25 protein-coding genes and 1 tRNA gene are annotated in these 23200 nt (G+C 58.4%); 8 read left to right on the top strand and 18 right to left on the bottom strand.

What is annotated here, in order from left to right:
* Positions 1–424: 424 nt before the first annotated feature.
* The 5 genes from ACIF4X_RS02460 to ACIF4X_RS02440 all read right to left on the bottom strand — a co-directional run bounded on the left by ACIF4X_RS02460 (position 425) and on the right by ACIF4X_RS02440 (position 4637).
* Positions 425–1660, bottom strand: a complete 1236-nt coding sequence (locus tag ACIF4X_RS02460) for a methyltransferase (protein WP_397480781.1) — start codon at positions 1658–1660, stop codon at positions 425–427.
* The gene (locus tag ACIF4X_RS02455; protein WP_007909164.1) at positions 1641–2330 is read right to left on the bottom strand and encodes an ABC transporter permease; all 690 of its coding nucleotides are present in this window, start codon (positions 2328–2330) and stop codon (positions 1641–1643) included. The genes ACIF4X_RS02460 and ACIF4X_RS02455 overlap by 20 nt, the downstream gene beginning before the upstream one ends.
* A complete protein-coding gene (locus tag ACIF4X_RS02450; RefSeq protein ID WP_034153034.1) occupies positions 2330–3022 on the bottom strand; it encodes an ABC transporter permease in 693 nt (230 codons plus the stop codon). The genes ACIF4X_RS02455 and ACIF4X_RS02450 overlap by 1 nt, the downstream gene beginning before the upstream one ends.
* A gap of 78 nt (positions 3023–3100) precedes the next feature.
* Positions 3101–3850 (bottom strand): ABC transporter substrate-binding protein, encoded by a 750-nt coding sequence (locus ACIF4X_RS02445; RefSeq protein ID WP_034153033.1) that lies wholly within the window; start codon positions 3848–3850, stop codon positions 3101–3103.
* A 13-nt stretch (positions 3851–3863) separates the two neighbouring features.
* Positions 3864–4637, bottom strand: coding sequence for an ABC transporter ATP-binding protein (locus ACIF4X_RS02440; protein WP_007909167.1), 774 nt, complete (start codon positions 4635–4637; stop codon positions 3864–3866).
* Between the two features lie 554 nt (positions 4638–5191).
* Between ACIF4X_RS02440 and gabP the strand changes: the two genes are divergently transcribed.
* On the top strand, positions 5192–6583 hold the full coding sequence (gene gabP / locus ACIF4X_RS02435) for a GABA permease (protein WP_397480780.1): 1392 nt from the start codon (positions 5192–5194) through the stop codon (positions 6581–6583).
* 70 nt (positions 6584–6653) lie between these two features.
* Here gabP and ACIF4X_RS02430 read toward each other — a convergent pair whose 3' ends face one another.
* The 4 genes from ACIF4X_RS02430 to ACIF4X_RS02415 form a co-directional block, all read right to left on the bottom strand.
* Positions 6654–7106, bottom strand: a complete 453-nt coding sequence (locus ACIF4X_RS02430; RefSeq protein ID WP_150794170.1) for a hypothetical protein — start codon at positions 7104–7106, stop codon at positions 6654–6656.
* A 6-nt stretch (positions 7107–7112) separates the two neighbouring features.
* On the bottom strand, positions 7113–7526 hold the full coding sequence (locus ACIF4X_RS02425; protein WP_397480779.1) for a hypothetical protein: 414 nt from the start codon (positions 7524–7526) through the stop codon (positions 7113–7115).
* A gap of 28 nt (positions 7527–7554) precedes the next feature.
* On the bottom strand, positions 7555–8529 hold the full coding sequence (locus ACIF4X_RS02420) for an alpha/beta fold hydrolase (protein WP_397480778.1): 975 nt from the start codon (positions 8527–8529) through the stop codon (positions 7555–7557).
* 68 nt (positions 8530–8597) lie between these two features.
* Complete coding sequence (locus ACIF4X_RS02415) at positions 8598–9656, bottom strand: YhcG family protein (protein WP_242208871.1); 1059 nt, start codon at positions 9654–9656, stop codon at positions 8598–8600.
* Between the two features lie 259 nt (positions 9657–9915).
* On the opposite strand from ACIF4X_RS02415, the gene ACIF4X_RS02410 reads away from it, so the two are divergent.
* Positions 9916–10365, top strand: a complete 450-nt coding sequence (locus tag ACIF4X_RS02410; RefSeq protein WP_397480777.1) for a carboxypeptidase regulatory-like domain-containing protein — start codon at positions 9916–9918, stop codon at positions 10363–10365.
* A 75-nt stretch (positions 10366–10440) separates the two neighbouring features.
* On the top strand, positions 10441–10731 hold the full coding sequence (locus ACIF4X_RS02405; protein ID WP_397480776.1) for a YceK/YidQ family lipoprotein: 291 nt from the start codon (positions 10441–10443) through the stop codon (positions 10729–10731).
* Here the strand turns inward: ACIF4X_RS02405 and ACIF4X_RS02400 are convergent.
* From ACIF4X_RS02400 to ACIF4X_RS02360, 9 genes are all read right to left on the bottom strand, one after another.
* A complete protein-coding gene (locus tag ACIF4X_RS02400) occupies positions 10728–11081 on the bottom strand; it encodes a hypothetical protein (protein WP_397480775.1) in 354 nt (117 codons plus the stop codon). The two genes, ACIF4X_RS02405 and ACIF4X_RS02400, sit on opposite strands and share 4 nt — an antisense overlap.
* Positions 11078–11947, bottom strand: coding sequence for an alpha/beta hydrolase (locus ACIF4X_RS02395; protein WP_397480774.1), 870 nt, complete (start codon positions 11945–11947; stop codon positions 11078–11080). Before ACIF4X_RS02395 ends, ACIF4X_RS02400 begins: the two co-directional genes overlap by 4 nt.
* Before the next feature lie 8 nt (positions 11948–11955).
* Entirely contained in the window at positions 11956–12747 is a 792-nt protein-coding gene (locus tag ACIF4X_RS02390) for a TSUP family transporter (protein ID WP_007909181.1), read from the bottom strand.
* A 75-nt stretch (positions 12748–12822) separates the two neighbouring features.
* Positions 12823–13902, bottom strand: coding sequence for a hypothetical protein (locus ACIF4X_RS02385; RefSeq protein ID WP_397480773.1), 1080 nt, complete (start codon positions 13900–13902; stop codon positions 12823–12825).
* 578 nt (positions 13903–14480) lie between these two features.
* Positions 14481–14556 (bottom strand) — tRNA-Phe (locus ACIF4X_RS02380).
* Between the two features lie 104 nt (positions 14557–14660).
* Positions 14661–14933 (bottom strand): oxidative damage protection protein, encoded by a 273-nt coding sequence (locus ACIF4X_RS02375; protein ID WP_016772129.1) that lies wholly within the window; start codon positions 14931–14933, stop codon positions 14661–14663.
* Positions 14930–15997, bottom strand: a complete 1068-nt coding sequence (gene mutY / locus ACIF4X_RS02370; protein ID WP_134176247.1) for an A/G-specific adenine glycosylase — start codon at positions 15995–15997, stop codon at positions 14930–14932. Before mutY ends, ACIF4X_RS02375 begins: the two co-directional genes overlap by 4 nt.
* Complete coding sequence (locus ACIF4X_RS02365; protein ID WP_397480772.1) at positions 15994–18219, bottom strand: AsmA family protein; 2226 nt, start codon at positions 18217–18219, stop codon at positions 15994–15996. The genes mutY and ACIF4X_RS02365 overlap by 4 nt, the downstream gene beginning before the upstream one ends.
* Positions 18220–18297: 78 nt before the next feature.
* Entirely contained in the window at positions 18298–18702 is a 405-nt protein-coding gene (locus tag ACIF4X_RS02360) for an acetyl-CoA sensor PanZ family protein (RefSeq protein ID WP_397480771.1), read from the bottom strand.
* A 222-nt stretch (positions 18703–18924) separates the two neighbouring features.
* Here ACIF4X_RS02360 and ACIF4X_RS02355 point away from each other — a divergent pair, with 222 nt between their 5' ends.
* The 5 genes from ACIF4X_RS02355 (at position 18925) to hisA (ending at position 23191) form a co-directional block, all read left to right on the top strand.
* Complete coding sequence (locus ACIF4X_RS02355; RefSeq protein ID WP_397480770.1) at positions 18925–20589, top strand: OFA family MFS transporter; 1665 nt, start codon at positions 18925–18927, stop codon at positions 20587–20589.
* Between the two features lie 270 nt (positions 20590–20859).
* Complete coding sequence (gene hisB / locus ACIF4X_RS02350; RefSeq protein WP_007909204.1) at positions 20860–21453, top strand: imidazoleglycerol-phosphate dehydratase HisB; 594 nt, start codon at positions 20860–20862, stop codon at positions 21451–21453.
* The gene (hisH, locus tag ACIF4X_RS02345) at positions 21453–22091 is read left to right on the top strand and encodes an imidazole glycerol phosphate synthase subunit HisH (protein ID WP_075947168.1); all 639 of its coding nucleotides are present in this window, start codon (positions 21453–21455) and stop codon (positions 22089–22091) included. Before hisB ends, hisH begins: the two co-directional genes overlap by 1 nt.
* Positions 22092–22352, top strand: a complete 261-nt coding sequence (locus tag ACIF4X_RS02340; protein ID WP_397480769.1) for a DUF2164 domain-containing protein — start codon at positions 22092–22094, stop codon at positions 22350–22352.
* A gap of 101 nt (positions 22353–22453) precedes the next feature.
* Positions 22454–23191 carry a 1-(5-phosphoribosyl)-5-[(5-phosphoribosylamino)methylideneamino]imidazole-4-carboxamide isomerase gene (gene hisA, locus ACIF4X_RS02335; RefSeq protein ID WP_003220753.1) on the top strand — a complete coding sequence of 246 codons (738 nt, stop codon included), beginning with the start codon at positions 22454–22456 and terminating at the stop codon, positions 23189–23191.
* The last annotated feature ends 9 nt before the right edge of the window (positions 23192–23200 follow it).

The raw sequence follows: 23200 nt of genomic DNA, 5'->3' as shown, positions 1-23200 counted from the left end.
GGGCGACGATTATAGCGATTGGGAAGATCCTGTAAACCCCTGAATTCAGACTATTTTTGCATCACGGCAAATTAAGCCCTGCGCAGTGCGTAACGTAGGATTCGCGCCTTATACACGATAAGGCTGTTTTGCAGGGCAAGCAGTGGCGTTTCGGCTTTCGCGAGGCCGCGATTATTCGATCGGTAAGCCCATTATTCGGCGTTTATGTCGTTTTGATTGGCAGCTTATGCACAACTGAAAGGCACGAAATCGGACTCAGGCGAGGATTTGTGAACCCATTCTCATTTTGTTCGCAAATCCCTGTTTTACAGGTTTTTTATTCATGTGAACAAAAAATGACCAGCGATGTTAGCGCAGCGAAACAGGCGCAGATATTGGATCCATGGGAAAACCATCAACAGAGTTATCCACAGGCTGTGATGTTTTAGACGCGTTCGGCCAGTAGCACCAAATTACGCGGAGTCAGCGGGGTGTCGCAGAAGGTGCCGAGACGGACGTTGTAGCCCTGTTCTTCAAGGAAAAGCGCCCGATCCAGATTCAGCCAAAGCTCCAGTGGTCGTCGGAACAATCCGCGAAGCAATTCGAGGTTGCGAACTTCGGCCAACCGCTGCCAACCGGCTGCTTCGAGGGCGGGCCAATCTGGCGAACCGATTGTGGATAACTCTTTGAGCGCAGCCAGATCGCGGCAGTAATCGGCGAAGGTTTTGTCCAACCAGGCGCTGGGCAGGGACGGGGTGGGCAGGTATTCGTCTATTCCACGTACTTGCCGTTGCAGCAAATCGAAAGCCAAGCGCCGGGCCATGGAGGTGTCACGCTGACGTCGGACCCGTGCACCGGCGGTGACGGTTTCACTCATTGGCAGCGCCAGATCTTCCAGCGAGAGCTGTAGAAACGTTCTCGATCCAGCCGAGGACAATGGCTGATATTCGCTGCGACTGATGCGGTTGTAGCAGCAAGGCGCAATTGCCATTTGCTGGCAACCCACAGCACTGGCCAGTTGCATCAATCGCACATGCAGGTCACCGCAGGCGTGAAGGGCGACGGGCGTGTGATTCGCGCTCAATACAGCAGAGGCGTCCGCTGCCAGGACATCCTGTTCCACATGCAAAGCGTGCAAGTGATGACGCTGACTCAATGCCTGACCGCTGGCGACCAACAGAGGGTCGTATTCAACGCAAGTCAGTTGCTGCCCCGCGGCCAACAAGCGTCGCCCCAAATGCCCCTTGCCCGAACACCAATCCAACCAATGCGTCGGCTGCGAGGCAAAGGACAAACAACTGGCAAACGCCTCGATCTGCTGCCACTTACGCCCCGGCACATCGACATTCAATCGATGCCCCGCAGCCTCCAGCGCATGTCCCGGCAACTCGCCAACAGAACTCAGTTCAGCCGACAACGCTGCCAATGAAGCAAATGGCTCCGGCGCAACGGCAAGATCAGCAGGTTGGTTGTGAGCACTTTCCGCGTCTTCCAGCGACCGTCCGCGCAGCCAAGAGGCCAGCTCCGGGTAGGATTCTTCCCAAGGAAGATGTAGATGAGTGAACGGTCGAGGTTTCCACAGCGCCTGATGCTCAATCAAAAAAGCATCCAGCGCCGTGAAGCGGGCGAGTAAGTCCTCGCCCGTCAGCACGTGGGAAATGTCAGCGCCCTTGGCAGGCATCGACGCGCAGCCAGCGCTCCAGCAGCTTGAAGCCGCGTACCAGCACGTAGGCCATCAGCAGATAGAACACACCCGCCGCGAAGAAGATCTCCACCGGCAAGTAAGTGCGGGCAATGATCGTGCGCGCCATGCCGGTCAGCTCCAGCAAAGTCACGGTGCTGGCCAGCGCACTGGCCTTGAGCATCAGGATCACTTCGTTGCTGTAGGCCGGCAGGCCGATGCGCGCGGCACGCGGGAGGATGATGTAGAACATCGCTTTGGGCTTGGACATGCCCAAAGCCCGCGCCGCTTCGATTTCGCCGGGTGGAATCGCCTGAATCGCCCCGCGCAAGATCTCGGCGATGTACGCCGCCGTGTGCAGGGTCATGGTCACGGTCGCACACCAGAACGGATCGCGCAGGTACGGCCACAAGGCGCTTTCGCGCACCGCGTCGAACTGCGCCAGGCCGTAGTAGACCAGGAACAGCTGAACCAGCAACGGCGTGCCACGGAAAAAGAAGATGTAAGCGTAAGGCAGCGAGCGTACGTACCACAGCTTCGAAGAGCGGGCGATGCCCAGTGGAATTGCCAGCAACAGACCGGCAATCACGGCGATGGCCACCAGTTCCAGGGTCAGGGTCGCGCCCTGCGCCAGTTTCGGCAGCCACTTGATGATGACTTCCCAGTTCATTAAGCGCTCCTCGCAAAGCCGCGAGCGGCGCGTTTTTCCAGGAAGTGCATGCCGGTCATCGCCAGCACGGTCAGGCCCAGGTACATGATCGCGGCGACCATATAGAAGGTGAACGGTTGTTTCGACACGGTCACGCCGATTTGCGCGTGACGCATGATTTCTTCCAGACCGATCACCGAGACCAGCGCAGTGTCTTTCATCAGGATCATGAACAGATTGCCCAGGCCGGGCAGGGCGATGCGCCACATCTGCGGCATGATCAGCCGGGTGAAGATCCGCCATTTCGACAGGCCCAGGGCCTGGCCGGCCTCACGGTGGCCTTTGGGAATGGCGAGGATCGCGCCACGGAACACTTCAGTGGCGTAAGCGCCGAAGCACAGGCCCAGAGCGATCACACCGGCAGCGAAGGCATTGAGTTGCAGGTCGGGGTTGCCGAAGTACTCACCGAGGGCGCGCATCAGGTTGACCGTACCGAAGTAGATCAACAGCACCCAGAGCAATTCCGGAACGCCACGCACCAGGGTCGAATACGTGCCGCCAAGCCATTGCAACGGCTTGTACGGGGAAGTCTTGGCCAAGGCGCCGAGCAGACCGAGCACCAATCCCAGGCACAGGGCCGTGAGGGCCAGTTGGACGGTCATCAGCGCGCCGGCAGCGAGGGCCGGGCCGAATCCGTAGAGGTCGATAATCATGGGTTTCTGTTCAAATTGCGGCAGGCAAAGTCGGGAGCCGACGCCGATGCATCACGGCGCCAGTCCCACAGGTCAGGATCAGTAGATGCTGAACGGGAAGTACTTGTCGTTGATCTTCTTGTAGGTACCGTCGGCGACGATTTCCTTCAGAGCAGCGTTCAACTTCTCACGCAGTGGATCGCCTTTGCGCACAGCGATGCCGATCTTGTCGCTTTCTACGACCGGGTCACCTTTGAACTCGTAGTTCTTGCCGGCGTCGCTTTTCAGCCAGTCATAGTTGGCGTACTTGTCGGCGAGGATCGCGTCGACACGACCGGAGGTCAGGTCGAGGTAGGCGTTTTCCTGGGTGTCGTAGAGGCTGACTTTGATGTCATCGGCGTAGGTGTCTTCCAGCCAGGTACCGGCCAGGGTCGCACGCTGGGTACCGATGGTCTTGCCTTTCAGCGAGTCCTTGTCGGTTTTGAAGTCGACGTTTTTCGGGGCGATGAACTGCAGCTTGTTCGAGTAGTACGGGTCGGTAAAGTCGACCGCGCCTTTGCGCTCTTCGGTGATCGACAGCGAGGAGATCAGGAAGTCGAACTTCTTGGCGTTCAGAGCCGGAATGATGCCGTCCCAGTCGGAAGTGACCACGGTGCATTCGACTTTCATCTTCGCGCACAGGGCGTCGCCGATGTCTTTGTCGAAGCCGACCACGTTGCCGCTGGCGTCTTTGTTGTTGAATGGCGGGTAAGCCGCTTCGATGCCCATCTTCAGGGTTTCAGCCATGGCACCGGCGCTGAACGCGAGGGTGACGGCGGCGGCCAGGAAGACCTTTTTAAAATTCTGCATGCATGTTGCTCCGTTAGCGGTTGCTGGACATGAATTGTTTGCAGCGCGCCGAAAGCGGGTTTTCGAACACCTGCTGTGGCGATCCTTGCTCTTCTATAAGGCCCTGGTGAAGGAACACCACTTCGCTGGAGACCTGACGGGCGAAACCCATTTCGTGGGTCACGAGCAGCATGGTGCGGCCTTCTTCAGCCAATGCGCGGATGACACTAAGTACTTCCTGAACCATTTCCGGGTCAAGCGCCGAGGTGGGTTCGTCGAACAGGATCACCTTCGGTTGCATTGCCAGCGTGCGGGCAATCGCCGCGCGCTGTTGCTGACCGCCGGACAATTGCGCCGGGTACGCGTGGCGCTTGTCGGCGATGCCGACCTTGGCCAGCAGCGCTTCGGCGACTTCGATAGCTTCGGCCTTGCTCTGGCCGAGCACGCGGCGTGGCGCCTCGATGATGTTGTCGAGGATGCTCATATGCGGCCACAGATTAAAGTTTTGAAACACAAAACCAATCTCGGAGCGCAGGCGGTTGATCTGTTTGCCGTCGGCGGCAACCAGTTCGCCATTTTTGGCGGCCTTGAGCTTGAGCTCTTCACCGGCCACCAGAATCTGGCCCTGGTGCGGGTTTTCCAGCAGGTTGATGCAACGCAGGAACGTGGACTTGCCGGAACCGGAGGAACCGAGGATCGAGATCACATCGCCGTCGCGGGCGGTCAGCGAGATGCCCTTGAGCACCTCAAGCTGTCCGTAGCGTTTGTGCAAGTTGCGGATTTCAAGCGCGGGCGTGGCCTCAGCCATGTGCGTTCCTCATATATGTTGCGCTCCAGCTGTTGGATGGCCGTCCTGGCGAGGCGGCCAAGCTAGCATAGCGTTTCAATGGCAGCCAACAGCGCTACGAGCGGTTAACGGGTGGCATGTGGCAGGTTGTCGCATCGGCACAGCAGACTGTCGCCCCATCAACAACCGAACGGGTGTTTGATCGTGCAAACCCGTGGGTGTCGCGTAAAAAAAGGCGCGATGTTGCCAGCTTTGGCGGGGTGTTGGAAGCGCTATCCGGCCGAACGTTCCTGATTCGCCCTTTTATTGTGCATCCCACACTTTTTCAGTGTGTTTCTGGTGCGCTGATTCGTCATGAAAGTGAGTCGCAGGGTAACGTTCTGGCGAATAGCCATTAATCTCAAGGACTTGCGCTGACTGTCCGGTCGCGCGCAAAGCCGCGAGTCTGAAGACTTTGAAACATTTTGGCGCATTTATTGCGTGCAGAATCCGGAACGCCCTGTTGGTTTCTTTTTACGAGAAAGAACACACCAGACAGGACGGACTGAATCGCTTTCCTTGCAAAGGTAGTTTCAATGAGCAGTACCCCAAGCTCCAATGGCCTCGAACAGGGGCTCAAACCGCGTCATGTGACCATGTTGTCGATCGCCGGTGTAATCGGCGCCGGTCTGTTCGTTGGCTCCGGCCACGCCATCGCTGCCGCCGGCCCTGCCGTGCTGCTGGCTTATGCCGCCGCCGGTACCCTGGTGGTGTTGGTGATGCGCATGCTCGGCGAAATGGCTGTTGCCTCGCCGGACACCGGTTCGTTCTCGACTTACGCCGACCGCGCCATCGGGCACTGGGCCGGTTTCACCATTGGCTGGTTGTACTGGTGGTTCTGGGTCTTGGTGATTCCGCTGGAAGCCAACGCCGCTGCGACCATCCTCCATGCATGGTTCCCGGGTGTGGGCATCTGGGCTTTCGCGTTGATCATCACCATGTTGCTCACCGTGACGAACCTGTTCAGTGTGAAGAATTACGGTGAATTCGAGTTCTGGTTTGCCCTGATCAAAGTGCTGGCGATCATCGGCTTCATCGCCCTCGGTCTTGCAGCGATCTTCGGCTACCTGCCGAACAGCCAGGTCAGCGGTGTGTCGCACCTGTTTGACAGCGGCGGCTTCCTGCCAAACGGCATGGGCGCAGTGTTGGGCGCGATCCTGACCACCATGTTCTCCTTCATGGGTACCGAAATCGTGACCATCGCGGCCGCGGAATCGAAGAACCCGGGCAAGCAGATCTCCAAGGCCACCAACTCGGTAATCTGGCGGATCGGCTTGTTCTATCTCGTGTCGATCTTCATCGTTGTGGCCCTGGTGCCATGGAACGATCCTACGCTGGCCAACCTCGGTTCCTACCAGACTGTGCTTGAGCGCATGGGCATTCCTAACGCCAAGATGATCGTCGACATCGTGGTTCTGGTCGCGGTGACCAGCTGCCTGAACTCGGCGCTGTACACCTCGTCGCGCATGCTCTTCTCCCTCGGCAAGCGTGGCGATGCCCCGGCCATGTCGACCCGTACCAACAAAAGCGGCACGCCTTACTGGGCGGTCATGCTGTCCACCGGCGCAGCGTTCCTCTGCACCTTCGCCAACTACGTAGCCCCGGCTGCGGTGTTCGAATTCCTGCTGGCCAGCTCCGGCGCGATCGCGCTGCTGGTGTACCTGGTGATCGCCTTTTCGCAACTGCGCATGCGCAAACAACGCGTGGCGCGCGGTGAGAAAATCGACTTCAGCATGTGGCTGTTTCCGGGCCTGACCTATGCGGTGATCATCTTCATCGTTGCGGCGCTGACCATCATGTTGTTCCAGGAAGCGCATCGCGTGGAGATCCTCGCGACTGGCCTGCTGAGCCTGATGGTGGTGGCTGCCGGTTTGCTGGTGGCACGCCGTCGCAAACTGGAAAAACGTGGTGCGGTGGTGTTGAACTGATCCGTTACGCGTAACGCAAAACGGCCGCTGTCAGTGATGACTAGCGGCCGTTTTTGTTTGTGAGCGTTGTTTATTCGCTCTTGTCTTCCTGCGCATCTACCGACTTGCCATAAGCATCCAGCGCAACCCCGAAATCGGTGATGAACTGTGGTTCGCTCAGCCAGGCCTGGGCTTCTTCGATCGTTACGCCTTCGGCCCACATGCGGTAGTCGATCAGCATGTCGGCGGCCAGGTGGGTGGCGGCCATGCCTTCGTTGTCGGCGTTTTCCATGTCGAGCAGTTCTGGATGATCAACGATGACGAACGCCAGTTCGCGCAGCAGGGTCAGCAGCATTTCGTTGCGGCTGATGGCTTCGGCGTCGCGCATTTTGCTGAACATCGCCAGGACGTATTCCGGCACCGGCTCGGCGAGGTGGTCGAGATCTTCGTCCTGTTCCAGCGGCTTGCGGCCGACCATACGGATTTGCTTGGCTTTGGCCTTGGCGCGTTTGGCGCGTTTCTGTTGCTTGTTCAGGGATGCCATGGGAACTCAGTTCTTCTGTTGGGTTTGCGCGGCGATCGCGTCGGACGCCGCCACATAGTCGGCCTGGAAGGCCGGGGATTCGATCCAGGCCAGCGCGCCGGCCTCGTCGGTTTCCTGCGACCACTGGCGATACTCGATCAGCGCGGCAAGGATGAAATCCATCGCGCCTTCTTCGCCTTCCTGTTCGTAAACCAGTTCGAGCAGCGGATCCTCGAGGAACGCGGCGCACAGGGCTTGCTGGCTGATCTTCTCGGCGTCGATCATCTTTTTGAACAGTTCGGTCAGATCCACCGACTCGAAGTCGATGCGGTCGTCGTTCGGGTCCAGCTCGACCGGCGCTTCCGCGCGCTTGGTGCGGTTCTGCTTGGCCTTGGCTTTGGCCCGAGTGGCGCGTTTTTGCTGCTTGTTGGCGGAGGCCATGATGTGTTCCGTCGTGCGTTGAGAGGGCTCAGCTGCGTGGGACTTGCCGCCCGGGTGTGTCGGGGGCCAGTGCGCCGGTTTGCAGCCAGGTCAGAGCGATGGGCCATAGTGTGGCTTGGTATGCGCTGCGAAAAAAGGCGAAATGTCCGACTTGTTGTTCGCCGATGTCCTGCGGCTCGATGCGCAGGTGGGTTTTTGCAGCGTGATCGAAGTAGCCGAGCAGGCGTTCGATCGCCGCAATTGTGCCGTAAGGGTCGTCGCTGATGCTGATCGCCAAGGTCTGCGCGCGAACATCGGCGAAGGGCAGGGTCCCCTTCTTTTTCATCAGTGCGCGACCACTGGGGCGCTGTTCGTAACGCGCGGTGGGCGTGCTCCAGTCGCGCACAACGCCGGTTGGCGTATCCTCCAGCCAACCGAGTCGCTTGCCGGGGAAAAAACCGCAAAGCAGCGTCAGCAACGGCATCACCACATGCCATTTGCCGACCATGCGCCAGCGATGTTCAGGCGCGTAATCGCGCCAGTAGGCGAACTGCGCGCCAACGGTGACCAGCCGTCGGATAACCCGCCCGGACTCGCCGAGCCCCGCCGCGCAACCGCCAAAACTGTGGCCGACCACGTCGATCGGCTGACCGGGAAACTCCCGTTGTGCGCGTTTGAGCATCGCTTCGAAATCCAGGGCGCCCCAATCTGTCCAAGTAGCGTTCAAGCCTTTGATCGAAGCGGATCGCGATTCGCCGATGCCGCGGTAGTCGTAGGCCATCACGTCGCAGCCATTGGTGAACAGGTAAGCCGCGAAGCGCGAGTAGTGGCGGCAACGCACTGAGGTGGCGGCGTTGATGATGACCACCGGGCGCTGAGTATCGGGTGATGCGTGGCGCCAGGTAAAACCGGCAAGGACATATCCGTCGGCAGCCGATTCCTTGAAAGGCTGCTCTCGCGTTGCAGCCAAAGTCGGTGACCTTGACTGCACATTCTGCGTTGCGGGCGTGTCCTGACAGCTCATGACTTTCGACCTTGACGAGTAAGCTGCCAACGATAGTCGCCGTGCCGCCCGGGAACAATCCGCAGGTTTTATTCAGTGGATTGAGTAAGCATTCGCTCTTCGATCAAGGCCTGTTCGCGATTGAGTTCTGCACGCAGCTCTTCTTCACTCGGCAGGATCGTCTTGTAACTGCTGGCGAACAGTTGCTCATTACCTTTGAGCATTGAGTAGCGCGCCACCGATTCGTTGCTCTCGGCAGACAGAATGATGCCAACAGTCGGCTTGTCGCCCTCGCTGCGCATGAGCTCGTCGTACATGCGCACATACATGTCCATCTGCCCGACATCGCGGGCGCTGAGCTTGCCGCGTTTGAGATCAATGATCACAAAGCATTTGAGCAGGTAGTTGTAGAACACCAGATCGATGTACAGATCGACGCCGTCGGTACTGATGCGTTGTTGGCGGGCGACAAAGGAAAAGCCTTTGCCCAGCTCAAGCAAGAAGCCTTGCAGGTGGTCGATGAGGGCTTGCTCGAGACCGCTTTCCCTGACCTTGCCCGCTGAGGGCAGACCGAGAAATTCGAGCATGACGGGATCGCGAATGAATTCACGCGGATTGCATTTCAGCGCTTCGATATTGGTGGTGGCTTCCTCGATGACATCGGCTTTGTCGCGACTCATGAGAAGCCGCTCGTAGTAGAGCGTAAGGATCTGTCGATCGAGGGCGCGGCTTGACCAGTTCAGGTTGGCGCATTCGTCCATGTACCAATGGCGTGCTTTTTCATTGGTCACGCCCAGAAGCCGACGATAGTGTGTCCAGCTCAATTCGGAACGCACTGCGTTCCAAATTGGAAACAACTGATAAAAGCTGCGCATGTATCGCAGATTACGATCATCAAACCCTTTACCAAACTGCGCCGTCAGATCCTTCGCCAACAACGCCAACAACTGTTTTCCATACCCCGCACGCTGGGCTCCCTCTTGTTCAAATTCGACAATATGCCTGCCGATCTGCCAGCAGGTCTGCACTTGAATCGTATCCACCGCACGCAGCACTTTTTGCCGCGCCTGGCGAATCAGTTCGCCTAGCTCCCCCAGCAATGAATCGATTTTCGGGTCTTGCGTGTCAGCAGGTTTTAGCGGGCTCATCGGCTCTTCCACATCGTTGGAAACAGGCGTCAAAGCATGCCCAGAGTCGCCGCCCGCGTATGTCGGGCGAGCCGGTGATATGGGAAGGAAGAGGGGATTGATGTTGCAGGACGTTGCCGTTGAAAGATGCGCCAGAACGAAATGATCTGTAGTCCATTTCGTACACGCACCAAGTTCCAAACAATCTAAAACCCACCCCGGTACGCAAAATCTAAAAGGAGTAACGGTTGGGTTCTTCACGAACCCGGGAGTCGTGATCATGAAACGCGTTCTTTCATTCATGCTGTCCATCGCCGCCGTCGCTGCACTGTTGTTTCCGGTGATGTTGCAGGCAGCCAGTCTTGAGCCCATCGACAGCGCCGGTGTGCAAGTTCAGCAGCAACAACAGAACGGCGTCACTTATCTGGCCGGCGGGATCGGTGAGGATGAGGCAAAGGCCATTCAACAGACCAGTGGTTACAACCTGCACATGACGTTCGCAGTCGGCGCGCAAGACGAGTACACCGCTGATGTCGATGTGATGATTGAAAAGTCGCCAGGGCAAACCGTATTGACGCTTAACCAGACGGGCCCATTGGTATATGTGCAACTACCACCCGGGAAGTACACGGTGGTGGCCACGCGTAAAGGCGAAACGCGGCACGACGTGACCGGCGTTGGCAGCGGCACGGCGCGCAATCTGGTGTTCCACTGGAATGACGCTGGATAGCGATGGATGTGATTGCCAAGCCGAGGCGCGGGTACAATCCCGCGCCTTATCTTTGTGACGTAAGGAAACGCTGGTTTGAAAGGGATTTTGCGTACTGTTGGTGTCATCGGCCTGTTATTACAGTTGGCCGGCTGCGGAACGTTTATCGGGCGTTTGAATGACGGTTTGTCCGATGCTCAGTATTACCGTGGGGTGGATGGCAACCTTCACCTGTTGGGTGTGCGTGGTGGGGGCAGCGATGGCATGCCGGCGGCGATCGTCTGTTACATGATGATTGTCTGTCCGGTCATTACCGTCGTATCTCTGCCAGTGGATGCCGCGCTGGATACGGTTCTGCTGCCGATCGATTACATCAATACGCTTTAGGTTTTCTTAGCGCGGCGCTTGCTCTTCGGCGTGTGCACGGGCTCTTGAACCTTGCGATAGATCCACACGCCGAACACACCCACTGCCAGCAGAAACACTGTGCCAACGCTCTGCCAGACAAACTCGAACCAGAACTGCCGCGGTTGCAGGGCCAGGGTGTAAGTACTGCGCGGGCCGCGATTATTGGTGGTGATAGATCCGCTGATCCAGCTGTCGACCAGCATCCAGATCGACAACCCGATGGCGAAAGTAATCAGCAGAGCAACGAGAACAGTCAGCCAGTACGTCACCCGACTTGGACGATAGGGCGGCGGATGGGGCAGGGGGACGCGGGTTTTCCTTTGATTCATGACGCTTGGGACCTGTTTCCGGTATTGATGAACTGCGCTATCTCGTTCGCGAGTTCCATTGTGCGTGGCGGGTTCTCCCTGAGCCACGTTGATACAGCGTGGTCGCACCCCGGCAGCATGATTTTTCTGAATTGATGGGGCGGCAGACTCTTTTCAATGGTCTCAATGACCTCATAGGGAATTGCGCTATAAATCGAGCGCGCGCCCATTTGCTGCGTCCCGGCAGATGTACCGGGAATCCCGCCAAACGCGGTTGATCGAAGGCCATCGTATTCGCCGATCACCAGCAAGACCTTGCCGTCGAACGTGCGCAGGAAATCCAGCGATGGCGAATCTAGAAAACCGTAAGGTACCGAAATGGCGCTTTTGAAGGTTGGTCCAAACGGTTGCTGCCAAGCCGCCTCCGCGTACAGGGCAGGGCAGAACAGCACAATGCGCCTGACTGAAGCGCGATGCGCTTGCGCCAACTTGAGCGCCAGTGCGCCCCCCAGACTGTGACCGATCACTGTGCTGAGTTCGGCGCCAAGATGATCGGCAAACTGTAAGGCCTCCTGAAGGTTCTGCGCCAGTGAAGTGTCTTCAAGGGCAACATCAGCGCCGGGACCATGGCCGGAAAGATTGAAACTCAGGCTGGCAATTCCCAGCGCCTGCAAGGGGTGCAGAATGGCGTTGAGTCGCGAATAGTCAGAGCGGGCGCCGTGAATCGCCAGCACCTTTGGCATTGACGCTTCGCCGTCGGAGCCGCTCAGCACTCGAGCTTCCAGTTGATAGCCCGCAAAGTTCTGCGAAAAGAAAAACTCGGGACCGGTTGGCGCCTCATCGAACTGCAATCGAGACTGAAGTCGAGACGCGCCGGTCAGCGCCAACCGATGGATCACAAGGCTGCCAGGGTGTGGAGGACTGCAACCCGCAATGGATTGGTCTCCACGCTCAACAGCTTGATCGCCAAGGCGCAGCAGACCACGATCAACATGGGTTTGATCAAGCGTGGGCCGACCCGGACAGCCGCTCTTGCGCCCAGTTGTGCGCCAAGGAAGGCTGCCAGCGCCATGGCAATCGCGATCGGCCAGATGATCACGCCTTTGGTGATGAAAACTGACAGCGAACCCAGGTTGCACGACGCGTTGGCCAGTTTGGTGAAGCTCATGGCCCGCATCATGCCAAGCCCGCAAAGCAGCACAAAACCAACGATAAAGAACGAGCCTACACCCGGGCCGAAGATACCGTCGTAGAAGCCAAGGATCGGCGCTACGGTGAACGAGAAGAGCAGAATGCCGATTCTCTTGCGACGATCTTCATTGGCCAGTTTCGGCGAGAGCGCAAAGTAAATCGCCACCAGAATGAGCATGACGGGCACGCACACTTCCAGATAGCGCTTATCAATAGAACTGACCAAGAGTGCCCCGCTGGCGCCACCCAGAAATGCGCAGATAACCAGGAAGCGCCCCTCGCGCCATTCAATCATGCCCTTGCGGGCAAAAGTGACCGTGGCCGAAATAGTGGCCGACGCGGCCTGAAACTTGTTGGTGGCAATCGCACTGATCGGGTCGACACCAGCGAGAAACAAGGCAGGCAAAGTAATCAAACCGCCACCCCCGGCAATCGCATCAAAAAAACCGGCGCAAAAAGCCACGAGCGCCAACATGCCAATTACATCCCAAGCCATTACATTTTCCCTTTTATAGTTATTGGCCAGCCATTCACATGACTGGCCATTCAACAGCTTTGCGTGCAGCGAATATCAGCCCTGTATCAGCAGCGGATCGTCTGAAATGACAATTGGGGACGAGAACTTCGACAGGCCGAAGATGCGCACCAAAACACGTCGATTGTCTTTGATGACATCACGACAATGCAGGGCCCGGACGTTATTGATCACCATGGCCGACTCTTGCGTCAGTGTGTATTGAACCGGTGTTGCTTTACCCACGCTTTGGCAAAGTGCGGAATAAGCCTCTTTTACAAAGTCCGAGGCGTTTTCGTTGACGGAAAAACGGTACGAGTTGAATCGCGCGGCGAATCCAACGTTGTCATCGAACTCCAGAATCGAAACATTACGGCCATCTTCGCCCTTGCCGTTGACGAACGAGTCGCTGCGGGTGAACTGGAAGCTGCCTGTCGTCAGAGCGAGGCATCCAGTAACGCCGATTTCGTCCAGCAGAGGTGGCAACGGAATTACCGAGGTTGGTTCCAGGCTTGGATTCCACAGCGCCGATAGAATCAACGACGATGGCGAGGGTGAGTGCCCGTCTTTCGCGTTGACGGCGCACCAGTACGGCGCTTCGGTGTGCGGGCCGAGGGCGAGGCCGGAATGGGAGCTCAGCTCTTTGATTTCCGGTTCATCATTGATTTTGGTCAGTCCGCCGCCCTTGAAGTTGGCGACGAGCCGGACCAGTTTGCCTTCGTTGTCCATGTCGTAGGCAAAGGAGCTGTTATCCACCAGTTTCAACAGAATCTGATTGCGCGCCGCCAGGCAAAGTACGTCGTGACGATGCTCCAGAGCGGTCAGGTCGGGCAGTTCATCCGGAGGGCTGGTGTCGGTGACTTTTTGCATGCCCTCAAAAATCAGCAGGGAAACCAGGCCGTCGGAGTAAGCGCCGAGCAGTTCGGATTGATCCTTGGAAAACGAAAACTTCAACTCGGTCGCTGCCAGCGAGGCTTTGGACTTGGCGCCTGCGGCTTGTGGCCCGCCCATGGCGGCCAGTTCTTCAGAGAAGGTGTGCAGCAGCGTTGCTTGTTGCGTATCAAAACTGAAAGTTCTGACTTCCTGTTCAACTAAAGACTCAACGGTTTTATTGGTTTGTTGTAGGGCTTCGGTCATTTTTTACATCCCTGTCGTATCGGCTCCCTTTGTATTTTTTTATGGGAGCTGTTGGCTGTTTCGATGATGCAATGCGTGTGGCGCACGCACAGATCCGGACGTGGGCGAGTTGATACAGGTCTGGTTTTTTCGGGAGGGCACAGGGCGCTGTGACGCGACAGTTCAAACAAATGTTGAATGCCGGGTCCGTGTTTGCTGTCGCTTGCCTGACAGTTGAAACAACAGCAGATGACCTGCGCTGAGGTCTTGTCCTCCATGACAACTTTATGAGGGGTCTTAGTTCTGCGAGCGATCCTGCTCGCAGACGCAACTCTCCTGCTGCCAGCAATAACCTCAGTAGGTTTCGAGGATTCCGGGGCGCGGAGTGCGTTATTTGAGTAATGCGTTAAATGCCGGTCATCAGGGCTGAAGTACTCGGCGATTATTTTCGACAGTCAGCAATGACCTGCCGAAAAAGCTGACGGAGCCTAACATCAAAATTATCGTCAGCAAAAGCACTGGAAGAGGGGTGAGGTGAGGCTTATCAAATTGCAGGCATAAAAAAACCCTGAATCTTGCGATTCAGGGTTTTCGGTATTTGGTGCCCAGAGACGGAATCGAACCGCCGACACGGGGATTTTCAATCCCCTGCTCTACCGACTGAGCTATCTGGGCAACGGGGCGCATTAAAAGGGTTTTTCGGATTTACGTCAACGACTTTTTTAAAATTTCTTAAATTAATTCCGTCGCTTACGATTCGACCCCCGATTTTGCGGGGTTTACTCTGCAGGCGGAACGTAGCCTTCGGCCTTGGCGTATTCCTCGCCGGAGAAGTACTTGTCCATTTCACCCTGAAGATATTTGCGGTCTTCGGCGTTCATCATGTTCAGACGCTTTTCGTTGATCAGCAGGGTCTGGTGTTTCTGCCAGTCAGCCCAGGCCTTGGCCGAGACGTGGTCGAAAATATCCTGGCCTTTGGCGCCCGGGAAAGGAGCGCGTTCCAGCGCGGGCAATTCTTCTTTGTACTTGCGGCACATTACGGTGCGGGTCATGGCGACTCTCCTGCATTCAAGACGGCGGCCGCGCGTTCGAGCAAGGTTTTGACCGGGGCGGCGAGGCCCAGGCGCGGCGGGGTGGCGAGGTTATACCAGAGCCAGTCGGCCTCGGCCACGTGATGGGCGGCCTCCTGTACCTGAACCAGCCAGGGTTCGATGGACAGTTGGAAATGGCTGAACGTGTGGACAAGACTCGGCAGCGCCTGCTGCTCGCCCATGGTCAGCGAGTGCTGATCGGCAAGATGTTGCAGGTCATCGAGGTCATCGAGTTCCGGCAGGCTCCACAAACCGCCCCACAAGCCGCTGGAAGGGCGGCGGTAAAGCAGAATCGCGCCGTCGCCGTTGGCCAGCATCGGCATCAGCGTGCGCTTCTGCGGGATGGCTTTGCGCGGTTTGGGAATCGGGTAGCGGGTTTCGAGGCCGAGCATGTGCGCCTCGCAACCACGTTCCAGCGGACACAGCAGGCAACTCGGCTTGCTGCGCGTGCAGAGCGTGGCGCCGAGATCCATCATCGCCTGGGTGTAGGCGTTGACCCGATCGTGCGGCGTAAAGCGCTCAGCGTTGGCCCAGAGCTGTTTGGCGACTTTCGGCTCGCCGGGATAGCCCTCTTGCGCAGTAAAGCGCGCCAGCACGCGTTTGACGTTGCCGTCGAGGATCGGCGCGCGCAGGCCCATGCTGATGCTCGCGATGGCGCCAGCGGTGGACAGGCCAATGCCCGGCAAGTCTGTAAGCTTTTCGACGTCCCGTGGAAACTCGCCGCCGTACTGGCTGACGACGATCTTCGCGGTCTTCTGCAAGTTGCGCGCACGGGTGTAGTAACCGAGGCCGGTCCACAGGTGCAGCACTTCGTCTTCCGGCGCTTCGGCCAGCGCTTCGACCGTCGGCAACGCGGCCATGAAGCGGTCGAAGTAATTGAGCACGGTGCTGACCTGGGTCTGCTGCAACATGATCTCCGACACCCACACCCGGTACGGGTTGATGTCCTGCTGCCAAGGCAGATCGTGGCGGCCGTGGCGGTCGAACCAATCCAGCACCGCCGTGGAAAACTGCTCCGCTCTCATCGCTTGAACAGCCCCTTCAATGCGTTTTTCAATTCCGGGCTGACTTTGTCGCCGAGTTTCTCGTCGATCTTCTCGCTGAGCTTGTCACCCGCCAGTTTGCTGGCGACCTGGCCAAGGCGATCATTGTCGACACGGCAGGCCTTGGCGCCGAGTTCCAGCGGGCCACGGCACCGCAGCGGCCACTCGATGCCGACGAATTTTTCGCCGACCTGGCAGGCCGGATCCGGCATGGCGCTGGTGTCGCCCTCGACGATGATGCCGACGCGGTAATCCATACCCAGCACGCGCAGGTCGATGTCGCCGTCACCGTTGACGGTCATTCCGGGGATGCGCACTTTCAGATCCGGGTTGCTGGCGATGCCGTTGCGGAAAGTCAGGTTACCTTTCAGCTCCTGGAATGGCGTGTCTTTGCCGCGAGGCTCGCCGCTAAGAGTTTTGCGGTTGAGCGTGGCGATGCCTTTGCACAGTTGCTGTTCAAGGTTGGCGTTGAGCAGTACGCCGTTGTTGATCACAAAACTGGCGTTACCGTTGAGGGTATCGATCAGCGCCTGCTGGCTGTTACCGCTGCCGGTCACGTTGCTGGTGAGGGTCACCAGGCCTTTGACCGGCGGGTTTTTGCCTTGGCTTTCGAGGATTTTTTCCGCGGGCACGCGGTTGAGCTTGGTCTGCAGGTTGAGCACCGGCGCGCTTGGGCGCACATCAAGGGTGCCCTTTGCTTCGAAGCCACCGTTGTACAGCTCGCCGCTCAGGTTGGTCAGGGTCAGCAGGCCGCCCTGACCGGTGGCTTTCAGTGCGGCGTTCTGGATCGGCAGTTTGTCGAGTGTCAGTTGGCCAAAGGTCAGATCGGCATCGACGTCGAGTTTGGCCAGGCGTTCAACCGGCAACAGGCGCTCGGTACTCCAGGCGGTTTTGCTGGGTTTGTCCGGCAGCGGTGTGGAGCCTGCACCGGCCATGGCATCGGCTTCGGTGCTGGCGACTTCGGCCTGACGCACTTGCGTGGCGCTGTTGGCTTGCGCGGATTTCGGTGGCAGGTAACGGTCGGCGTTGAACGTATCGGCCTTAAGAATTGCCCGCAGCGATTGCCTGGCGAAGTCTTCGACGGCGATGCGGCCACTGAAACTGCTGTCGTCGAGTTTCAGGTTGATGTTGTCGAAAGCGACGCTGGTCGGTGTGGCGGCCACACGGCTGACCAGTTCGACTTTGCTCAGGCTGCCTTCAGCCATCGCTGGGAGTTTCTGGCCGATGCTGTCGACAAACTTCGCCAGGTCGAACTGGGCGATGGAGAGGCCGCCAGTGATCTGCGGGGTCTTGTCGAGGTCGTTGGCTTTCAGTTCGCCCAGTGCGCGCAGCTGGTTGGCGGAGATCTTGATGCCGGTCCATTCGGCGACGTTCGCGGCTTTATCCAGCAACAATTGACCTTGGGCAGCGAAGGTCATGGTCTTGCCTTGCAACGGATCGCCAGCCAGTTCGCCGGAGAGCTTCATATCCTCGAACTTGTAGCGTTGCAGAGCGCGCTCGATGCGCAACTCGCCAGTGAGTTCGGTGCGCACGCGCAGAACCGGCTGGTTGGTGCCGAGGAAGGCAGTGGCTTTCACCGGGATATTGGTCGAGTCGTGAACTGGCCCCGTGCTCAACTGGATACTCTCGGCACTGAACTGTTTGCCGGTCTTCTCGTCGTTGTACTCAACGCGGGCGTTGTTGACGGTCAGGCTATCGATGTCGAGGCGGATCGGCTGTGGTGGTTTTTCCACCGCAACAGGGGCTTCGCTGGCCGGTTGGCCTGGAGTAGCGGCTGACGGCGTTGCTCCGGCGGGGGCGGGCACCTTGCCGATGTCTTCCCAGTTGCCGTGGCCGTCCTTGTCGCGGTTCAGGCGCAGGTTCAGGCCTTCGACGCGCACATCGCTCATTTGCACTTCGCGGCGCAGCAGCGGCAGCACGCGCACGGACAGACCAAGCATCTGCAAATCGGCAAACGGTTCGGCAGGTTTGACCAGGGTGGCGACGCTGGCCTCGTGCAATTCCAGGCCAAGCCACGGGAACAGGCTCCAGCCGATATCGCCATTGAGCGTCAGCTCGATGTGGGCCTTGTCGCGGGCTATCTGGCGGATCTCGTCTTTGTAATCGTTGGGATCGAAGAGGTGGGTCAGGGCAAAACCTGCCGCCACAATGATCAGCAACAGCCCGAGAAGTACCAGACCCAGGATTTTGCCGAACGCTTTCATGGGCGAGTCCTTGTAATTAGTCGAATTCGTAATTTAGCCGGGGAGTATAGCGCTGCAACCACCCGGTTCGCTGTGACGTCATGTTGCCAGGACCTCCAGCGGTACCTGCAACCTGGTGGCCAGTGCCTGAGCCTCAAGATGCTCCGCAGGGGCCTGCAGGCGCAGTTCGGCCCCCGCTTGCGACGCCATTTTCTGCGCTTGGTTCACCAGCCGTTCGGCAACGCCACGGCGACGGGTAACTTTTCGTACGCATAAATGGGACAAATACCAAACGTCGTGGTGCCTTTGCAGGCGACCGGCACCGAGCAAGCGGTCGTTGAAGCGCCCGGCGATGAAAGTCCCGTCGGCGAGGGCGCTGTCGATCAGGCCTGTCTCCCCGGAAAACGGTGCGAACAGCCATTCTGGCGCATCGCCATAGATCTTCTGCAAATCCTGCTGATCCTGATAACTGGCGTCTTTCAAGGCTTGAACAACGATCGGCATGGCGTTTTCCTGAGTGGTACGAGAACAGATGACATAAAAAAGGTGATATCAGTTTGGTTTTTCTGTCACGTGCAAATGGTAACCTTCGCCCGTTCGTCCGTCCTTCTGCGACTTAACGTCGCGCCTTCAAGGAGCTTCACCTTAAAAAAGGTCATGCCTGCGTGCATAAGGCCAAGGGTGAACAGTGGCTGGCGAACCATACTAATAATTGGGGGATACACAATGAGCACGAGCATCACGGCGGACGGTCTCAAAGCCGATCAGCCCGCGTTCCTGTCCAAGGAACGCATCATCGCCAAGCCCGGTTTCAACCGTTGGCTGGTGCCACCGGCCGCTCTGGCCATCCACCTGTGCATCGGCATGGCCTACGGCTTCTCGGTGTTCTGGTTGCCGCTGTCCAAGGCGCTGGGCGTTACCGCTCCGGTGGCTTGCTCACCGGACATGAGCTTCATCACACAGGTCTTTTCTTCGCAATGCGACTGGCCGATCTCGATGCTCGGCTGGATCTACACGCTGTTCTTCATCTTCCTCGGCTGCTCGGCAGCGATCTGGGGTGGCTGGCTGGAACACGCAGGCCCGCGTAAGGCCGGCGTGGTATCGGCATTGTGCTGGTGCGGCGGTCTGCTGATCTCGGCGCTGGGTATTTATACCCACCAGATCTGGCTGATGTGGCTCGGTTCGGGCGTGATCGGCGGTATCGGTCTGGGTCTGGGCTATATCTCGCCAGTGTCGACCCTGATCAAGTGGTTCCCGGACAAGCGCGGCATGGCCACCGGCATGGCAATCATGGGCTTCGGTGGCGGCGCGATGGTCGGTGCACCGCTGGCAACTGCACTGATGAGCCACTTCGGCTCGGCTGAAGGGGTCGGCGTCTGGCAGAGTTTCGTCGCTATGGCCGCGATCTACTTCGTGTTCATGATCGGTGGCGCTCTGTCGTACCGCGTGCCGCCAACCGGCTGGAAACCTGAAGGCTGGACCGCGCCGGCGAAGAAAGCGGCGAACGCGATGATCACCAATCGCCACGTGCATGTGAATGTGGCGTGGAAAACCCCGCAGTTCCGTCTGGTCTGGCTGGTGCTGTGCCTGAACGTGTCCGCCGGTATCGGCATCCTCGGCATGGCTTCGCCACTGCTGCAGGAAGTGTTCGGCGGCAAGCTGCTGGGTGTTGATGTGCCGTTTGGCCAGCTCGATGCCGGCCAACTGGCTTCGATCGCGGCGATTGCTGCCGGGTTCACCGGTCTGCTGAGTCTGTTCAACATCGGCGGTCGCTTCTTCTGGGCCTCGTTCTCGGACTACCTGGGCCGCAAAAACACTTATTTCGTGTTCTTCGCCTTGGGTTTTGCCCTGTACGCGCTGATTCCGAACATGGGCCATTTGGGCAACGTTGCGCTGTTCGTGGCGGCGTTCTGCATCATTCTGTCGATGTACGGCGGTGGCTTCGCCACGGTTCCAGCGTATCTGGCCGACCTGTTCGGTACGCAGATGGTTGGCGCGATCCACGGTCGTCTGCTGACGGCGTGGGCGGCGGCGGGCGTGCTGGGTCCGGTGCTGGTGAACTACTTGCGTGAATATCAGTTGAGCATCGGCGTTGAACGCGCTGCCGCTTACGACATCACTTTGTACATCCTCGCCGGTCTGCTGGTGCTGGGCTTCCTGTGCAACCTGCTGGTGCGTCCAGTGGCCGACAAGTACTTCATGACCGACGCTGAACTGGCCGCCGAACAGGCGCTGGGTCACGACAAAGGTGCTGATGCCAGCACCGTTCTGGAGTGGAAAGCCGCGCCGGGCAGCAAGCCGCTGGCGATCGCTGCGTGGCTGGTGGTGGGTATTCCGTTGGCGTGGGGTGTGTGGGTGACCCTGCAGAAAACGGCGGTACTGTTTCACTAAGTTCGTTTCTACCTGATCATTCCCACGCTCTGCGTGGGAATGCCTCCCGTGACGCTCTGCGTCACATTCGAAGCGGACGCAGAGCGTCCGGGGCTGCACTCCCACGCAGAGCGTGGGAGCGATCAATGCCCTTTATGGCTTGTATGGACATGTCTACCCGCGACAGCCGGGCATTCTATCCGTCAGCCATCTCACCTCTCGTGTTTCTGTTTGCGCCTCGCGTGCCTATAATGGCTGCCTTTTTCGCCCAATGATTTTGCGGAGCTGGTGATGGCCGAACGTAAGGCGTCTGTCGAGCGCGACACTCTGGAAACCCAGATCAAAGCCTCGATCAACCTTGATGGCACCGGAAAGGCCCGATTCGATATCGGTGTTCCTTTTCTTGAGCACATGCTGGATCAGATCGCCCGTCACGGGTTGATCGACCTGGATATTGAATGCAAGGGCGATCTGCATATCGACGACCACCATACGGTGGAAGACGTCGGTATCACCCTCGGCCAGGCATTTGCCAAAGCCATTGGCGATAAAAAAGGCATCCGTCGTTACGGTCACGCCTACGTGCCGCTCGATGAAGCGCTGTCGCGCGTGGTGATCGACTTCTCCGGTCGTCCAGGCCTGCAGATGCACGTGCCGTACACCCGCGCCACCGTCGGCGGTTTCGACGTTGACCTGTTCCAGGAATTCTTCCAGGGCTTCGTCAACCACGCACTGGTCAGCCTGCACATCGATAACCTGCGTGGCACCAACACCCACCACCAGATCGAAACCGTGTTCAAGGCTTTCGGCCGCGCGCTGCGCATGGCTGTCGAGCTGGATGAGCGCATGGCCGGGCAAATGCCATCGACCAAAGGCGTTCTGTAATGCAGACGGTTGCAGTTATCGATTACGGCATGGGCAATCTGCACTCGGTGGCCAAGGCCCTCGAGCACGTCGGTGCCGGCAAGGTGCTGATCACCAGCGATGCCAACGTGATTCGTGAAGCTGACCGCGTGGTGTTCCCCGGTGTTGGTGCGATTCGCGATTGCATGGCGGAGATCCGTCGTCTCGGCTTCGACTCGCTGGTGCGCGAAGTCAGTCAGGATCGTCCGTTTCTCGGCATCTGTGTCGGCATGCAAGCCTTGCTCGACACCAGCGAAGAGAACGATGGCGTTGACTGCATCGGTCTGTTTCCGGGCGCGGTGAAGTTCTTCGGTAAAGACCTGCACGAAGACGGCGAGCACCTGAAAGTCCCGCACATGGGCTGGAACGAAGTGCAGCAGAAGGTCAGCCACCCGCTGTGGCATGACATTCCGGACATGGCGCGTTTCTACTTCGTGCACAGCTACTACATCGCTGCCGCCAATGCGCGGCAGGTGGTGGGTGGCGGTCATTACGGCGTCGATTTCGCTGCGGCGCTGGCCGATGGCTCGCGTTTCGCCGTGCAGTTCCACCCGGAGAAGAGCCATACCCATGGCCTGCAATTGCTGCAGAACTTCGCCGCGTGGGACGGTCGCTGGTAAATGGCTGCCAGGAAATCCAAACCGCCGATTCTGACCCTCACTCCCGAACAGGAGAACGAGGCCAATCGCAAGATTCAGCGGTTCATGGAGGACCGTTTCGAACTCGATCTGGGATCGTTCGAAGCGGGAGAAATTCTTGAGCTGTTTACCCGCGAAATTGCTCCGCACTATTACAACAGGGCGATTTTCGATGTGCAGACCCACCTCAAAGAGCGGTTCGAAAGCATCGAAAGCGACCTGTGGGCGCTCGAAAAAAATTAGGAGCAGCTGCAAGCCGCAAGCTTCAAGCTGCAAGAACTGGTACACCGCATGCTCGCAGCTAGTCGCTTGCAGCTTGCCGCTCTTTTGACGAAGGAAAAAGCATGCTGATTATTCCCGCTATCGATCTTAAAGACGGTGCCTGCGTACGTCTGCGCCAGGGCCGCATGGAAGATTCCACAGTGTTCTCCGATGACCCGGTGAGCATGGCTGCCAAGTGGGTGGAGGGCGGTTGCCGCCGTCTGCATCTGGTCGATCTGAACGGCGCGTTCGAGGGCCAGCCAGTCAATGGCGAAGTGGTGACTGCGATCGCCAAGCGCTACCCGACCCTGCCGATCCAGATCGGTGGCGGCATCCGTTCACTGGAAACCATCGAGCACTACGTCAAGGCTGGCGTCAGCTACGTGATCATCGGCACCAAAGCCGTTAAAGATCCGGCATTCGTCGCTGAAGCCTGCCGTGCGTTCCCGGGCAAGATCATCGTCGGCCTGGACGCCAAAGACGGTTTTGTTGCGACCGATGGCTGGGCTGAAATCAGCACCGTGCAGGTCATTGATCTGGCCAAGCAGTTTGAAGCCGACGGCGTGTCCTCGATCGTTTATACCGACATCGCCAAAGACGGCATGATGCAGGGCTGCAACGTACCGTTCACCGCTGCGCTGGCTGCTGCCACGAAGATCCCGGTGATCGCTTCCGGCGGTATCCACAATCTGGGTGACATCAAGTCGCTGCTCGACGCCAAGGCGCCAGGCATCATCGGCGCCATTACGGGCCGCGCGATCTACGAAGGCACCCTCGACGTCGCCGAAGCGCAAGCTTTCTGCGATTCGTACCAAGGCTGAGGACTGACC

The organism is Pseudomonas sp. NPDC085632 (genome assembly GCF_044541255.1).
In the GTDB taxonomy this organism is placed as follows: Bacteria; Pseudomonadota; Gammaproteobacteria; order Pseudomonadales; family Pseudomonadaceae; genus Aquipseudomonas.
Note: the sequence above shows the minus strand (reverse complement) of the source record. Positions and strands in the feature narration are given on the sequence as shown.

What these genes read in the sequence shown, in the direction of transcription:
- ACIF4X_RS02340 (WP_397480769.1), top strand. Translation starts at nt 22,092, where the DNA reads ATGGCTGCCAGGAAATCCAAACCGCCGATTCTGACCCTCACTCCCGAA.
- hisA (WP_003220753.1), top strand. Translation starts at nt 22,454, where the DNA reads ATGCTGATTATTCCCGCTATCGATCTTAAAGACGGTGCCTGCGTACGT.
- ACIF4X_RS02420 (WP_397480778.1), bottom strand. Translation starts at nt 8,529, where the DNA reads ATGAGCTGTCAGGACACGCCCGCAACGCAGAATGTGCAGTCAAGGTCA.
- gabP (WP_397480780.1), top strand. Translation starts at nt 5,192, where the DNA reads ATGAGCAGTACCCCAAGCTCCAATGGCCTCGAACAGGGGCTCAAACCG.
- ACIF4X_RS02430 (WP_150794170.1), bottom strand. Translation starts at nt 7,106, where the DNA reads ATGGCATCCCTGAACAAGCAACAGAAACGCGCCAAACGCGCCAAGGCC.
- hisB (WP_007909204.1), top strand. Translation starts at nt 20,860, where the DNA reads ATGGCCGAACGTAAGGCGTCTGTCGAGCGCGACACTCTGGAAACCCAG.
- ACIF4X_RS02355 (WP_397480770.1), top strand. Translation starts at nt 18,925, where the DNA reads ATGAGCACGAGCATCACGGCGGACGGTCTCAAAGCCGATCAGCCCGCG.
- ACIF4X_RS02455 (WP_007909164.1), bottom strand. Translation starts at nt 2,330, where the DNA reads ATGAACTGGGAAGTCATCATCAAGTGGCTGCCGAAACTGGCGCAGGGC.
- ACIF4X_RS02425 (WP_397480779.1), bottom strand. Translation starts at nt 7,526, where the DNA reads ATGGCCTCCGCCAACAAGCAGCAAAAACGCGCCACTCGGGCCAAAGCC.
- ACIF4X_RS02445 (WP_034153033.1), bottom strand. Translation starts at nt 3,850, where the DNA reads ATGCAGAATTTTAAAAAGGTCTTCCTGGCCGCCGCCGTCACCCTCGCG.
- ACIF4X_RS02385 (WP_397480773.1), bottom strand. Translation starts at nt 13,902, where the DNA reads ATGACCGAAGCCCTACAACAAACCAATAAAACCGTTGAGTCTTTAGTT.
- ACIF4X_RS02415 (WP_242208871.1), bottom strand. Translation starts at nt 9,656, where the DNA reads ATGAGCCCGCTAAAACCTGCTGACACGCAAGACCCGAAAATCGATTCA.
- ACIF4X_RS02450 (WP_034153034.1), bottom strand. Translation starts at nt 3,022, where the DNA reads ATGATTATCGACCTCTACGGATTCGGCCCGGCCCTCGCTGCCGGCGCG.
- ACIF4X_RS02400 (WP_397480775.1), bottom strand. Translation starts at nt 11,081, where the DNA reads ATGAATCAAAGGAAAACCCGCGTCCCCCTGCCCCATCCGCCGCCCTAT.
- ACIF4X_RS02440 (WP_007909167.1), bottom strand. Translation starts at nt 4,637, where the DNA reads ATGGCTGAGGCCACGCCCGCGCTTGAAATCCGCAACTTGCACAAACGC.
- mutY (WP_134176247.1), bottom strand. Translation starts at nt 15,997, where the DNA reads ATGAGAGCGGAGCAGTTTTCCACGGCGGTGCTGGATTGGTTCGACCGC.
- hisH (WP_075947168.1), top strand. Translation starts at nt 21,453, where the DNA reads ATGCAGACGGTTGCAGTTATCGATTACGGCATGGGCAATCTGCACTCG.
- ACIF4X_RS02410 (WP_397480777.1), top strand. Translation starts at nt 9,916, where the DNA reads ATGAAACGCGTTCTTTCATTCATGCTGTCCATCGCCGCCGTCGCTGCA.
- ACIF4X_RS02375 (WP_016772129.1), bottom strand. Translation starts at nt 14,933, where the DNA reads ATGACCCGCACCGTAATGTGCCGCAAGTACAAAGAAGAATTGCCCGCG.
- ACIF4X_RS02390 (WP_007909181.1), bottom strand. Translation starts at nt 12,747, where the DNA reads ATGGCTTGGGATGTAATTGGCATGTTGGCGCTCGTGGCTTTTTGCGCC.
- ACIF4X_RS02460 (WP_397480781.1), bottom strand. Translation starts at nt 1,660, where the DNA reads ATGCCTGCCAAGGGCGCTGACATTTCCCACGTGCTGACGGGCGAGGAC.
- ACIF4X_RS02360 (WP_397480771.1), bottom strand. Translation starts at nt 18,702, where the DNA reads ATGCCGATCGTTGTTCAAGCCTTGAAAGACGCCAGTTATCAGGATCAG.
- ACIF4X_RS02365 (WP_397480772.1), bottom strand. Translation starts at nt 18,219, where the DNA reads ATGAAAGCGTTCGGCAAAATCCTGGGTCTGGTACTTCTCGGGCTGTTG.